The sequence below is a fragment of the Dickeya aquatica genome, assembly GCF_900095885.1.
GTDB lineage: Bacteria > Pseudomonadota > Gammaproteobacteria > Enterobacterales > Enterobacteriaceae > Dickeya > Dickeya aquatica.
Genome location: NZ_LT615367.1, coordinates 1,503,067 through 1,516,650 on the forward strand (window position 1 = coordinate 1,503,067; position 13,584 = coordinate 1,516,650).

General features: G+C 56.9%; 8 protein-coding genes. 3 read left to right on the plus strand and 5 right to left on the minus strand.

The window, feature by feature from the left end; genetic code table 11:
• Positions 1 to 139: 139 nt before the first annotated feature.
• The 3 genes from DAQ1742_RS06705 to cuyB form a co-directional block, all read right to left on the minus strand.
• Positions 140 to 3,268 (minus strand): beta-galactosidase, encoded by a 3,129-nt coding sequence (locus tag DAQ1742_RS06705; protein WP_035342908.1) that lies wholly within the window; start codon positions 3,266 to 3,268, stop codon positions 140 to 142.
• 251 nt (positions 3,269 to 3,519) lie between these two features.
• Positions 3,520 to 4,626, minus strand: coding sequence for a LacI family DNA-binding transcriptional regulator (locus DAQ1742_RS06710; protein ID WP_035342906.1), 1,107 nt, complete (start codon positions 4,624 to 4,626; stop codon positions 3,520 to 3,522).
• Between the two features lie 93 nt (positions 4,627 to 4,719).
• Complete coding sequence (gene cuyB / locus DAQ1742_RS06715) at positions 4,720 to 5,436, minus strand: cysteate racemase (RefSeq protein WP_035342904.1); 717 nt, start codon at positions 5,434 to 5,436, stop codon at positions 4,720 to 4,722.
• 154 nt (positions 5,437 to 5,590) lie between these two features.
• On the opposite strand from cuyB, the gene hypT reads away from it, so the two are divergent.
• Complete coding sequence (gene hypT / locus DAQ1742_RS06720) at positions 5,591 to 6,487, plus strand: hypochlorite stress DNA-binding transcriptional regulator HypT (RefSeq protein WP_035342902.1); 897 nt, start codon at positions 5,591 to 5,593, stop codon at positions 6,485 to 6,487.
• 93 nt (positions 6,488 to 6,580) lie between these two features.
• Here the strand turns inward: hypT and DAQ1742_RS06725 are convergent, their stop codons facing one another.
• Positions 6,581 to 7,867, minus strand: a complete 1,287-nt coding sequence (locus DAQ1742_RS06725; protein WP_035342900.1) for a dicarboxylate/amino acid:cation symporter — start codon at positions 7,865 to 7,867, stop codon at positions 6,581 to 6,583.
• 889 nt (positions 7,868 to 8,756) lie between these two features.
• On the opposite strand from DAQ1742_RS06725, the gene DAQ1742_RS06730 reads away from it, so the two are divergent.
• Positions 8,757 to 10,997: a sigma 54-interacting transcriptional regulator gene (locus DAQ1742_RS06730; RefSeq protein WP_051124076.1), complete on the plus strand. Its 2,241-nt coding sequence runs from the start codon at positions 8,757 to 8,759 to the stop codon at positions 10,995 to 10,997.
• Positions 10,998 to 11,143: 146 nt separating this feature from the next.
• Positions 11,144 to 11,332, plus strand: a complete 189-nt coding sequence (locus DAQ1742_RS06735; protein ID WP_071604089.1) for a DUF1272 domain-containing protein — start codon at positions 11,144 to 11,146, stop codon at positions 11,330 to 11,332.
• Positions 11,333 to 11,433: 101 nt separating this feature from the next.
• On the opposite strand, the gene fdhF is transcribed toward DAQ1742_RS06735, so the two are convergent.
• Positions 11,434 to 13,584 carry a formate dehydrogenase subunit alpha gene (gene fdhF / locus DAQ1742_RS06740; RefSeq protein WP_035342896.1) on the minus strand — a complete coding sequence of 717 codons (2,151 nt, stop codon included), beginning with the start codon at positions 13,582 to 13,584 and terminating at the stop codon, positions 11,434 to 11,436.

Consider the following 13,584-nt stretch of genomic DNA (forward strand, 5'->3'; position numbering starts at 1 on the left):
AGGTGAAAAACAGATTTTTGGTGCGTTTGGCGAGCGAGTGTGCAATGTGGCGTTTTTTTCGCATTTTTGCGCTTGAATTAGCCAGTTGTGCCGGGCCCGGTGGCTGAACCGGCAGCGGGAGGCTGCCGGTCAGCGGGGGTTAGCGCAGTTGTAACTGTAATTGGTAGCGGTAACGCGGTGCGGTGAGCAGGAAATCTGGTGCCACGCTTGGGCTCCAGGAGTCATCGCCGCCGATGCCCATGTGGAAGCCGTCGAGATTGAGCCAGGTGCCCGGTTCGGGCTGTAACCGATGCTGGTGGGTGCAATCCATCAGTTGCTGGCGGCTGTAGCGGCCGATGCCGAAATGGAAATCACCGCTAATCTGCCAGTCGCCGTAGTGCAACTGCCGGGTGTGGCAGCGCAGGCCATTTTCCGAGGGGAAAATGTACGGGGTGTGCATCGCGTCCAGCGGTTGGTGCCAGCGGCCATGCAGGGCACTGAGGCGGCGATCGGGGTAGTTTTCATGCGGCCCGAGCCCCAGCCAACTGACCTCAGGGTGGACGTCTGCCAACTGCACACTCAGACCCACTCGCGCCGGTGGTGGCAGGGTGCTGGCCAGTTCGACCTCGACGCTGACGTCAACGATGCCTTCGGCGGTTATCTGCCAGCGTTTGCGGCTGATAAAGAGCACCTGTTGCTGGTCATGGCCGATGTGCTCGGTGGTGACGACGATGCGGTCGCTGAGGGTCTCGGCATCAATGTACTGGCATTGCGTCTGGTAGCGATAGAAACCGGCCAGTTTCCAGCGCTCTACCCAGGCATTGGGGTCAATATTGTCCACTTCACTGATGCCGATGTCGTTATCAAGCGGCGCGCGCGCCAGATTATCTTGCAGCGGTGTGACAAACTGCGGTTTACCCTCACGCCACCATTGGGCCAGCAGGCCGCTGTGCTTATCAAATGACCAGCGCTGTTCGCCGAGCTGAATGTCGATAGTGCTGTCGGTGTCTATCCGTTGCGGGCGTGCGGCAGGCTGCGCGCGCGGGGCTGGCCGGGCTAATGGCTGCGGAAGTGGCCATTGATCCCAGGCGCTGCGATGACCGGCACTCGACCAGGCGGTGGCAGCAGGTTGTATCACCTCGAGCGTCAGCCACATATCGGCGTGGTTTTGCGCCGCCGGGATGTGGGGTAATAACACCAGCGTCTGTTGCCCCTGCGGCGCAATATCCAGCGTGATGCAGCCTGATGCCAGTTGTACGTCATCTTGCATAATGCGCCAGTGCAGCTCTTCATTATCAGTGTGGCGAAACAGGTATTCGCTGGTAATGGTGCAGGTTAGCGGCGCGTTTGCGTGCCGGGTGAACTGGAAGAACTGTTGGGCGCGCTGCGCTTCATACAGCGACGGGTGCGGCGTGCGGTCGGGGAACACCAGACCGTTGAGGCAGAACTGACGATCGTTTGGCTTATCGCCAAAGTCACCGCCATAGGCCCAGTGCGTTTTGCCCTCCTGCTCACGTACCAGCGCCTGATCGACCCAGTCCCACACGAAACCGCCTTGCAGACGCGGGTATTGGCGAAACGCCTGCCAGTAGCGGTCAAACCCGCCGAGGCTGTTGCCCATGGCATGGGCGTATTCGCACAAGATCAGCGGCCGCTGTTCACCCGGCAGTCCAATCCATTTTTTGATAGACCACTTCGGCACCGCCGGGAACGGCTGGTCTTGATCGACGCGAGCGTACATCGGGCAGACAATGTCAGTTGCCGGTGTATTCGCGCCGCCGCCTTCATATTGCACCGGCCGGGTCGGGTCTTGCTGTTTGACCCATTGGTATAGCGCCGCATGGGTCGGCCCATAGCCCGACTCATTGCCCAGTGACCAGATAATAATGCAAGGGTGGTTGCGATCGCGTTGCACCATACGTGTGACGCGTTCGGCATAGGCGGGCAGCCAGCCTGGGTCGTTAGAGAGACGGCTCATCGGTTGCATGCCGTGCGTTTCAATGTTGGCTTCATCCACCACGTACAGGCCATAACGGTCGCACAGGCGATACCACAGCGGATGATTCGGGTAATGAGAGCAACGCACCGCATTGAAATTGTGCTGCTTCATCAGCAGGATGTCCTGCACCATCGTCGCTTCATCAATGGCCTGACCGAGAGTGGGGTGGTGCTCATGGCGATTAGTGCCGCGGATCAGCAGCGGTTGACCATTGAGTTGCAGTAACCCGTCACGAATCGCCACTTCCCGAAAGCCGACGTCATAGGCTTCTGCCTCAATCAATACGCCATCGGCCTGTTCCAGCGCGACAATGGCGCGGTACAAATGCGGCTGTTCGGCGCTCCAGAGCGCAGGATGCGCAACGTCCAGTTGCAATGTCACCCGGTCATGATAAGCGCCGCGCTCATCAATGGCCGGGGTGCCGAAGGGGGCGTGCCCCTGAGCGATGCACTGCCCGGCGCGCCAGAGTTGCACCTGTAATCGCGGCGCGTGCTGCGGCCCGTCGGCGGTGGATGTGGCTGGTAATGTGGCCCGGGCGCTGACGCACAGCGTGCCCTGGCTGTAGTCATGGCGCAGTGGCGTGGTTATCTGCACATCGCTGAGGTGGATGAGCGGTTTGTGCAGCAGGTAAACGTCGCGGTAGATGCCGCTCATGCGCCACATATCCTGGTCTTCCAGATAGGTGCCGTCAGACCAGCGCAACACCAGCACCGCCAGCCGGTTTTCCCCCGCCTGCAGGCAAGGGCTCAGATCAAATTCGGCGGGCAGGCGGCTGTCTTGCGAATAACCAACCCATTGCCCGTTACACCACAGATGAAAAGCCGAGTTGACGCCATCAAACACAATGCGGGTTTGCCCGCTGTGTTGCCAGTCGTCAGGCAGTGAAAATGTGAGCGAGTAACATCCGGTGGGATTGTCATCAGGAACGAAAGGCGGATTAACCGGGATCGGGTATTTGATGTTGGTGTAAATCGGTGCGTCATAGCCTGCTAACTGCCAGTTGGAGGGCACCATGATGCGATCGGCATGGGGCAAATCTTGCGCCAGCCAGCTTTCCGGCACCGCCTGCGGTTGGCTGAAGTAGCTGAATGTCCATTCGCCATTAAGAGACACTCGGCGCTCGGAGGGGCGGTCATCCCTTGCGTCTTCCAGGCTGCGCCAGCTTGAGAACGGCGGGTGGGCCTCCAGACGGCGAATATGCGGGCAGGCCGGGTTTTCCCAGTCTCGCCGGGCGAGTATGGCGGCCAGCGAGAGGCCGGATACGGGAAGATAGGTGCAGGTGCTGGACATAAAATGTTCGTTCCTTTGTTAACGGAGCCAGAGTCGCGCGATCGACACAAGAATGAGATTCACGGGAGATGGCAATAGTATGGGTTGTCTCTGCGGATAACGAAACAGAGAAAATGAAAAATTGTTATCCGCTCACAATTGCGGTTGAGGATCGTCGGTTAGCGCAACGGAGTAAAGGAATGGCGCGGCGGAAAGCGGGGCGGATCACAAAATCAGCCCCTATGGTTGCTCTGGGCGATAGCGGTGCCGGGTTAGCGCTGTAACTGGCGCGCCAGCGCCATCAGTTGTTGCGCCACCTCGCCGGGAGAGAGCGACGTTGCCTGCCACGCGCCGGTGGTCTGGCGTGCCACCAGCGTGGTTGCCAGTGTTAATGGCGTCAGCGTTTGCGGGCGTTGCAGGTGTTTGACCAGTCGCTCGACGCTCTCGCGGCCCAGATGGGCAAAATCCTGCCGAATGGTGGTCAGCGGCGGCTGAAAGTAGGCGCTGTCCTGCGTATCATCAAACCCGATGACGCAGAGGTGCTCGGGAACGCGCAGGCCATGTTCCTGTATTGCCCGCAGCACGCCGAGCGCCATTTGGTCGTTAGCCACCACGATAGCGCTGGGTTTGTCCGGGCCCGCCAGTAAATGCTGCGCCTGCTGGTAGCCGGAGCGCGCACTCCAGTCGCCTTCGGCAACGGCGCAGGCGCGTAACTGATGTGCGGCCAGCGCCTGTAACCAGCCGTCGTGACGTAAGCGGGCAGAGACGGCGCTGAGCGGGCCATTTAACAGCGCAATGCGCTGGTGCCCGAGCGCCACGAGGTGGTCGATGGCCAGCCGGGTTCCCTGAACGGCATCAAACATAATGCTGGGCAGGGCGGCATCAGGGTCGGTGTCAAGAAACAGCACCGGGGTGGTGGTACACAATTGCGCGATACGGGCGGCGGCCTCACGTTCCAGCGGCACGTTGATGATGATGCCATCCACCCGTTGTGACAGCAGCTCGTTGACGGCAAGCTGCGTGTTGGCGAGGTGGGCGTCAGTTGCCTGAGAAGACATACTCTGGCCCACGGGCCGTAACATCGACATCACCACATTAAAGCTGTGCTCGCTGGCGGTGGTTTTAATCGCAGCCGCAATCTGCGAGGGCGCATGCAGCGAGAGGTCGGTCGTGGCAAGCCCTATCGTGGCGGCGTGACGGCGCGCCAGTTGCTGTGCGACGCGATTGGGCACGTAATGCAGTGCCGCCATCGCCTGTTCAACTTTCTCACGCGTGCGCGCGGAGACATGCGGGGCCTGATTGAGCACCCGCGATACCGTCTGATAAGACACGCCAGCGTGTTGTGCTACGTCATCAAGCGTGATGGGTTTTGTCTTCATGCGGTTCTGCTTCCGGGCTTTCTGTCTGGGTCATCTGGCAGCATCATAACCCATGCCGGGAAGCATACCCATAGCGCTGACGGCGCAGCCACATCATGCCGCCAGCGGCGACGAGGGCTGATGCCGGTAATACCAGTCCACGGTCTGGCGAATTAACGCCTCGGTGGCATCAAGGTAGTGCCCTGGGCTGGCCTGTACTTCTGGTGCCAGAATCAGCGGCAGTTCGGTACAGGCCAGAATGATTTTTTCCACACCGCGTTGCTGTAGCGTTGCCACCACCGGCAATAACAGCGCGCGTGCCGCGTCTTCGTCACCGGCTTTGTAAGCATAGATGCTGCGCATCACCGCCTCTTGTTGTGCGGCATCCGGCAGTGTGCTGCGCACCTGCTGCCCGGCCAGCGCCTGCTGATAAATCCCGCCTTGCACCGTCGCGGTGGTTGCCAGAATCGCCACATGCTGCAAGCGTTGCGCCTGAACCTGCTGGCAGGCGGCATCAATAATACTCAGCATCTCAACCCGGCTGTGCCGCTTGAGTTCGGCAAACCAGTAGTGAGCGGTGTTGCAGGGCATAATAATGCAGGTTGCCCCGGCATTCTCCAGCAGATGCAGGTATTCAATCATTTTTGCGAGCGGTGAGGCACTGTGGTTAAGCAAACAGGCGGTGCGATCGGGAATATCTGGAATCGATACCGCAATCGTCGGAATGTGCTCCTGATCTTTACTGGCGGGCGTATGCCGGATGAGCTTTTGCATGGCGTCCACCGTGGCTCCGGGGCCCATACCGCCAAGAATGCCGATGACAGGGTTCATGGGTGTTGCCTCACTGAAAGAGGAAAGTTGCGTGGAAAAATCATCGCAATCACCGGGGGAAATGTGAATTGCGAAATTCCCATCTGCTATGTATGTTTTGCATAATGGGTGCAGGGCTATGCGTATGGTGCGTAGGCGTGGTGCAGGGTGATAAATGCTAAATAATATTGAAACCAAATGGTTGTATGACTTTATTGCGCTGGAAGAACACCGCAGTTTTACACTGGCGGCAGAAGTACGCAATATTTCCCAGTCAGCCTTTAGCCGCCGCATCCGGGCGCTGGAGGACGCCGTGGGGCTGGCGTTATTCGAGCGTGCCGCCCAACCGCTGCAACTCACCGAGCCGGGTAAAATCTTTCATGCCCATGTGCGCAACACACTCGATGATCTCGAATACCAGCTTCATAAACTGCACGGCGGCAGCCAGTATAAAAACCGGATAACCATTGCCGCAGCCCACTCGTTATCGGTGTTTGTGATGCCGCACTGGCTGGCCGACGTCCCTGACCGGCAGGCAATGATCTTTGCCATTGAGTCTATCGATGTGGATGATGCGGTACGTAATTTGAAGGAAGGGCGCAGTGATTTTATTTTCTCGTTTCATAATGAGGAGTTACTGTCTGACCCGTTTCGCCACACGCCGATGATGGACTCGATGCTCTATCCGGTATGTGCCTGCGATACGGCGGGCAAACCGCTGTTTGACCTGAAAGCGTCTTCGCTGCCGTTACTCAATTATACCGACACCAGCTACATGGGGCGGCAGGTTAACCGCTATCTGGCCACACAGCCGCCGACGCGGTTTAGCGTCAATTTCGTCTCCTCGATGAGTGATTTACTCAAACGCATGGCGATGCAAGGCCACGGCATTGCCTGGCTGCCGGATTACGCGATTCGTGACGAGCTGGCGCGCCGTGAACTGGTGGTGCTGAAACTGGAGCGGGCGGTGATGAAAATGCAGGTTTATTTATATCGGCTGGATGCGCGGCTGAATATGGCTTCCGAAGCCTTTTGGCGCATCATGCAGGCGCGTGCGCCGGAGCGTTTATGACGGCGATAACCGTTTCCTGAGCACCGGTAACGGAAACAAAAACAGCGGCCACAGCCGCTGTTTTGATAGCACGAATGATGTTAGCACAGGCTATCACGCCTCTTGCTTGGCTTCCTGAAGCACCACGGCGTCATCGTCTTCCTCATCATCGGTCACGCCTTTTTCCAGACTGGCGACAACCGCTGTGGAGATACTGTTGCCGATAACGTTGGTGGCAGTACGGCCCATGTCGAGGAACTGATCGATACCGAGGATCAGCAAAATGCCCGCTTCCGGCAGGTTAAACATTGGCAGCGTTGCCGCCACCACCACCACCGAGGCGCGTGCCACACCGGCCATGCCTTTACTGGTTATCATCAGCGTCAGCAGAATCAGGATCTGCTGAGTCAGGCTCAGGTCGATATTGTAAGCCTGAGCGATAAACAGAATGGCGAATGACTGGTACATCATGGAGCCATCCAGGTTAAAGGAGTACCCGAGCGGCAGCACAAAACTGGTGATTTTTTTCGGTACGCCAAACCGGGTCAGCGCTTCCATAGTTTTCGGATAAGCAGACTCACTGCTCGCTGTGGCGAACGCCAGCATGGTCGGTTCACGAATCAGGCGGGCCAGGTCTTTAATCGAGCGGCCAAGGAAGGCATAGCCCACCAGGAACAACACGCTCCACAGCAGCGCCAGCCCGAGGTAGAACTCGCCAATCAATTTACCGAAGTCATAAATCAGCCCCAGACCCTGGGTAGTGATGGCGGAACCAATTGCGGCGAAGACGGCGATCGGTGCCAGCGCCATCACATAATCGGTGACGCGGAACATCACTTTGGCCAGCTCTTCAATGGTAGAGAGAATAAAGTTGGCCTGTTTGTTGTGCTGGCGCACATAGGCCATTGCCGAGCCGAAGAACAGCGAGAACACCAGAATTTGCAGGATTTCGTTGTTCGCCATCGCTTCAACGATACTTTTCGGGAAGATATGGCTGATGAAGTTTTTCAGGGTAAACCCATCGGTATTCAGACCGGTGGTAACGTGGTTTACCGGAGCAACCAGGTTCATACCGACGCCGGGCTGGAAAAAGTTCGCCAGCATCATACCAATCAGCAGCGACAGGAATGACGCGGTGATAAACCAGGTCATCGCTTTCAGGCCCACGCGGCCTACCGCAGACGAGTTGCCCATACTGGCCAGGCCAGAAACCAGTGTGGCGAACACCAGCGGGGCGATGATCATCTTGATTAGACGCAGGAAAATATCCGTTACCATATTAAAATAGGAGGCCACTTCCTTGGCGCGCGTGGCGTCCAGATACTGGTGGCATGCCCAGCCAATCAAAATACCGAGCACTATCGCCAGCATTATCTGTATTAATAACTTCTGCCTTTGCATATAAACCTCATGTTGATGTATGTATTTCAGACAACACACAAGTCTTATTCTGGTGTAACGGCCTGCGCTGGCGCAGCCCTATACCCTGGGGTGTTTGTGGGGTGTTGTGTCTGCCGCGCGAAATAGTACAACGAAATCGGATTTTTGCCCTTTTTTTCTGCTTATAAAATGAATTCCATCACTTAACGAGGGCCAAAACAGGCTATTTCCCTGTGTTTTATGGGGGGGAGCCGCGGGCTGACACCGTAACTGGATTTTATTAATATCTTAATTATCAATTAATTATGATTTATCTCTGTGTGTCACCTCGCGATTTTTGTATTAACCATAATATTTTCTTATGTCTTTGGTTGAGTCAGTAATAAATTCAATAATCGCCGAAGTGTTATTTATCAGCGTTAAGTTTTTTATTATTAGCTGATGACATGCGTGATTAATAAACGTCAATTACTTTTTTTCAAAAAATATTCATGCCGTTCGTCTGCTGTTCCCTTTCACACAAGGGAATTAAAAATGACAATTATTTTAGTGACCTGCTGTTACCTCGCTAAATTATCTCGACAGTGTTATTTTTATACCTGATATGTAATTCACCTGTTACGCCATTGTTTTTTATTGGTGTCGTGAGGCGGCATGACAAGTCAGCACGATGATGTTATGCGCAAATGTTGCAAAGTAAAATGCGATAAAACCGGTGGGTAAAAGTCATACAAAATAGTAAACGGTTCTTATTATAATCCGCCGATATCCGCTAAGTGCTCGCCGGGTGAGCGGTTAGCGAATTTAGCACGATGTAGATCAAGCTATTGGTGAGGTGGCATGTCATTTCGCAAGTGAAGCTCTTACACTATTTCCCCAGAATATCTATGGAGATCCGATTACGGTGGTTATGGCGACACGACTGACAGATTCCCCGTCCCGACTGTCCATTCTGTGGCAGGATGCCTTACTGAAAATTTCGCAGACGCTGCTGCAACAGCGCAGCCTGCCGGATCTGCTGCTGGCGCTTGATGGTATGTCGTTTTCCGTAGTGCGTTTTGGCCGCGTGAATTTACTGCTGCTCGACCCGCTGCACAATCAGATGGCGTTTTACCGCCATGACCGTACCTCCGGCCAGACGCAATACAGCGACGATGCGCTGTTAATGGCCAGCGGCCCCGGTGCGGTGGTGTGGAGCAGCCAGACGCCGCTGCATTGCGACCGGTTACATTTTCAGCGCGATTTCCCCCAGCTTATCGAACAACCGTCCTACAGTGGTCTGAGTGATTATTATCAGTGCCCGCTGCGAGGCAGCCATCGCGGGCTGGGTGGCATCGAGTTTCTCAAAACGGACGGCAGCCAGTTTACCGATAGCGAACTGGCATTTTTCCAGGCGGTGGCGGGCGTGGTGGCGCTGGTTGTGGAAAATATTCATGAACGCGAGCAGGTGAGTCGTGAAGAGGCGCTGTTACGTCATGAGCGCGATCATTTACGTATTCTGGTCGATGTCACCAACACGGTGATTTCCAAGCTGGAGCTTAAAGCACTGGCGCTGGAAGTGTCGCGTGAAATTCACCGCTTTTTCGGCATAGACTTCATCGCACTGGTGCTAAAAGAGGCGGAAAACGACAGCCGGGCGAAATATTTCGCGGCGATTTATCCCGACAACCGGGCGCTGCAACCGGGGTTATCCCCCCACGCGGGTGCGCCCAGAACCGTTCAGGGCGAGGTCGATCGCGCCGGAATGCTGGCCGATGAGGTGATGGCGCACAACCAATACCAGTTGCTCAGCTGCGATGAGCCTCACAACAGCAGCCAGCCAAGGCCGCTCGGACTGTTTTTTGATAACGCCTTGTCCCATGCCTGCCTGTTACCACTCGCGTTCGGCAACCGGGTGCTCGGTGTGCTGGAGCTGGCGCACCGCACCGCGCTGGCGGTCAGTGAGGCAGACTTGCGTCTGCTGCGCCAGATTGCGGCGCGTATCGCCATTGCGCTGGATAATGCGCTGGCGTATGAGCAAATCACCCGCATGAAAGACTCGCTGGTGCATGAAAATTTCTACCTGACCGAGCAGTTAACCGAGCACATTCACCAGCGTAGCGGCGACGAATTTGGCGAGATCATTGGCCGCAGCGCCGCGATTCGCCAGGTGCTGGAGCAGGTGGAAATGGTGGCAGCCAGCGATAGCACGGTGCTGATTTTAGGTGAAACCGGCACCGGGAAAGAGCTGATTGCTCGTGCCATTCATAGCCTGAGCCAGCGCAAATCACAGCGCATGGTGAAAATGAACTGTGCCGCCATTCCTTCCGGTTTGCTGGAAAGTGACCTGTTCGGCCATGAGAAAGGTGCCTTTACCGGGGCGACCAGCCAGCGGCAGGGGCGCTTTGAACTGGCGGATAACAGCACGCTGTTTCTCGATGAAGTCGGCGATATTCCGCTGGAGTTGCAACCCAAGCTGCTGCGGGTGTTGCAGGAGCGGGAAATTGAGCGGCTGGGCGGCAGCAAGGTGATTCCGGTGGATGTGCGGCTGATTGCCGCTACCAATCGCGATCTTAAACAGATGGTGGCAGACCGTGAATACCGCAGCGATCTCTACTACCGCCTGAATGTATTTCCTATCGTCATCCCACCACTGCGCGAGCGCCCGGAAGATATCCCTCTGCTGGTGAAATTCTTTACCCGCAAGATAGCCCGACGCATGAACCGCACCATTGACAGCATTCCCAGCGACATGCTGCGCCAGCTAAGCCGCCTGCCGTGGCCCGGTAATGTACGCGAGCTGGAAAACGTGGTGGAGCGTGCGGTGATCCTGACGCGTGGCAGCACGCTAAACCTGCACATGGATGAATTGCAGCACCATTTGTCGCCGCTGGATGTCCCTAAACCCTCATCATATGGCATGACCGCACATCCTATCTCTGCCCAGGCCATGCCATCAGACGGCGTGCGGGAGCGGGATGAGGCGGCCTCCCCGGATGATGCGCTGGCCGAGTCCGAACGTGAGCGAATCATTCGGGTGCTGCGTGAAACCAACGGTATTGTGGCCGGCCCGAAAGGAGCCGCGGCGCGGCTGGGGTTAAAACGCACCACATTGCTGTCACGGATGCAGCGTATGGGCATTTCTGCCCGGGAAATTGAAGGGATTGCCTGATGAGGTGCTCATCGTGCTTGCCTGAGGCGCACCGGCTGTGTTTGTGCGCTAGCCCTTTGCGTGTGTAAAAAAATCTTGTTTTAGCCTGTTGGCCGCGTTCGGTTCTGTGTCAGGATGGTGGCGGATAACCGTGGAGGAGAGAGACGATGCTGGCGATGAAACCCTATTGCGAATGCTGCGAAAAACCACTGCCGTTGATGGCAGATGACGCGCGCATTTGCTCGTTTGAATGCACGTTTTGTGCCCAGTGCGCCACGCAGCGGTTAGCCGGGAAATGCCCGAATTGCGGTGGTGAGCTGGTAAAAAGGCCAACCCGACGGGCGGATAATCCGTAGACAGATAACCAACAACGGCTATCTGGCCAGTCAGGCGGCTCACGGGATGTGGTTTTGGTCGCGCCCGCTACGGTATGCATGGCGGGCGCGACCAGCCGGTGTTAACCGGCGACTTCGGCTTCTTTACGCAGCCGGGCTTTCAGTGCGCTGTACTCCTGTTGCACGTAGTTTTCCGCCCAGTGCTGGTCGGCAATCGGCTCCAGTTTCACCGCACAGTGCTTGTATTCCGGCGTTTTGGCGATCGGGTCCACTTCATCGAGCGTCAGCTCGTTACAGGCACCAATCCACCACTGGTAGGTCATGTACACCGCGCCTTTGTTGATGCGCTCGCTGACCATCGCCCGGCTGATGACTTTGCCGCGACGCGACGCCACCCAGGTCAACTGCTGATCGCGAATACCGAGTGCGGCGGCATCTTCCGGGTTCATCTGCACGTAGCCGGGTTCATCGGCCAGGGTTTGCAGCGCCGTACAGTTACCGGTCATGGAGCGGCAGGAGTAGTGGCCGACTTCACGCACGGTAGAGAGCACCAGCGGGTAGTCGGCGTCGGTTAGCTCCATCGGCGGGTGCCATTCTGTTGCAAACAGCAGCCCTTTGCCGTTCGGGCGGTCAAACTTGTTACCCTCGTACAACCACGGCGTGCCGGGGCTGTCTTCGGTCAGGCACGGCCAGGGCACATAACCAAGACCGGCCATCTTGTCGTAGGTTGCGCCGAAGTACAGCGGGCACAGATGACGCAACTCATCCCAGATTTCCTGGGTGTTGTTGTAGTGCATCGGGTAGCCCATCGCCGTCGCCATCAGGCTGATGATTTCCCAGTCCGGTTTCACGTTGCCTTGGGCTTCAACCGCTTTATAGAAGCGCTGGAAGCCACGGTCAGCGGCGGAATAGACGCCTTCATGTTCACCCCAGGAGGTGGCCGGGAAGATAACGTCTGCGGCGGCCGCCGTTTTGGTCATGAAGATATCCTGGACTATCAGCAAATCCAGCTGGTTGAAGGTTTCGCGCACCACCGACAAATCTGGCTCGGTTTGCAGCGGGTCTTCCCCCATCAGGTAGTTGGCTCTGATTTTGCCTTCTTTAATTTTGTGCGGCACATCGGTCAGCGAATAGCCGATACGATCGGACAGCGACGGCACGCCCCAGGCTTTGGCGAACTTCTCGCGCACGTCGGCATCGGTGACTTTCTGGTAGCCGGGGAACTGGTTGGGCAGTGCGCCCATGTCGCAGGCACCCTGCACGTTGTTTTGACCGCGCACCGGGCCCACGCCCACATTCGGGCGGCCCAGATTGCCGGTCAGCAGCGCCAGACCAGACAACCCTTTCACCACATCCACACCCTGCGTCCACTGGGTGACGCCCATGCCCCACAGAATGGTGGCAGACGGTGCGGCGGCATACATGCGGATAGCCTTGCGGATGAGCTGCGGGTCAAGACCGGTGATGTCAGCGACATATTCCGGGGTATATTTCGCCACTATCTCGCGGTATTCCTCAAACCCTTCGGTGTGTTGCGCCACGAAATTGGTGTTGTACAGCCCTTCGTTAATCAGCACGTTGGCAAACGCGTTGACCAGCGCCATATTGGAGCCGTTTTTCAGCGGCAGCCACAGGTCGGCGATGCGGGCGGTTTCGATGTGGCGTGGGTCGCAGACGATGATTTTCGCCCCGCGCTCTTTGGCCTTGATGATGCGGCGCGCCACAATTGGGTGGGAATCAGCGGCGTTATAGCCGAACACCAAAATGCACTCGGTGTTTTCGATTTCACAAATCGAGTTACTCATGGCCCCGTTGCCGAGCGTTACCTGCAAGCCGGAAACGGACGGGCCGTGGCACACGCGGGCACAACAGTCGATGTTGTTGGTGCCGGTGACGGCGCGGGCAAATTTTTGCATCACGTAGTTGGTTTCGTTACCTGGCCCGCGCGATGAACCGGTATGCATGATGGCATCCGGGCCGTATTTTTCTTTGATGGCCAGCAGGCGGGAACTGGCAAAGTTGATAGCCTCTTCCCAGGACACCACTTCAAACGGCGCACCTTTCTGGCGGCGGATCATCGGCTGTTTCAGGCGCGGGGTCAGCAACTTGGTATCGTTGAGGAAATCCCAGCCGTAATAGCCTTTCAGGCACAGCTCTCCTTCGTTGGTGAGGCCGTTGGCACCTTCTGCGCCGACCACTTTGCCATTTTCCACCAACAGGTTGATTTTACAGCCCGACCCACAATAAGGGCAGACGGTGATTACTTTCTGCAT

What these genes read in the sequence shown, in the direction of transcription:
- DAQ1742_RS06705 (WP_035342908.1), bottom strand. Translation starts at nt 3,268, where the DNA reads ATGTCCAGCACCTGCACCTATCTTCCCGTATCCGGCCTCTCGCTGGCC.
- DAQ1742_RS06710 (WP_035342906.1), bottom strand. Translation starts at nt 4,626, where the DNA reads ATGAAGACAAAACCCATCACGCTTGATGACGTAGCACAACACGCTGGC.
- cuyB (WP_035342904.1), bottom strand. Translation starts at nt 5,436, where the DNA reads ATGAACCCTGTCATCGGCATTCTTGGCGGTATGGGCCCCGGAGCCACG.
- hypT (WP_035342902.1), top strand. Translation starts at nt 5,591, where the DNA reads ATGCTAAATAATATTGAAACCAAATGGTTGTATGACTTTATTGCGCTG.
- DAQ1742_RS06725 (WP_035342900.1), bottom strand. Translation starts at nt 7,867, where the DNA reads ATGCAAAGGCAGAAGTTATTAATACAGATAATGCTGGCGATAGTGCTC.
- DAQ1742_RS06730 (WP_051124076.1), top strand. Translation starts at nt 8,757, where the DNA reads ATGGCGACACGACTGACAGATTCCCCGTCCCGACTGTCCATTCTGTGG.
- DAQ1742_RS06735 (WP_071604089.1), top strand. Translation starts at nt 11,144, where the DNA reads ATGCTGGCGATGAAACCCTATTGCGAATGCTGCGAAAAACCACTGCCG.
- fdhF (WP_035342896.1), bottom strand. Translation starts at nt 13,584, where the DNA reads ATGCAGAAAGTAATCACCGTCTGCCCTTATTGTGGGTCGGGCTGTAAA.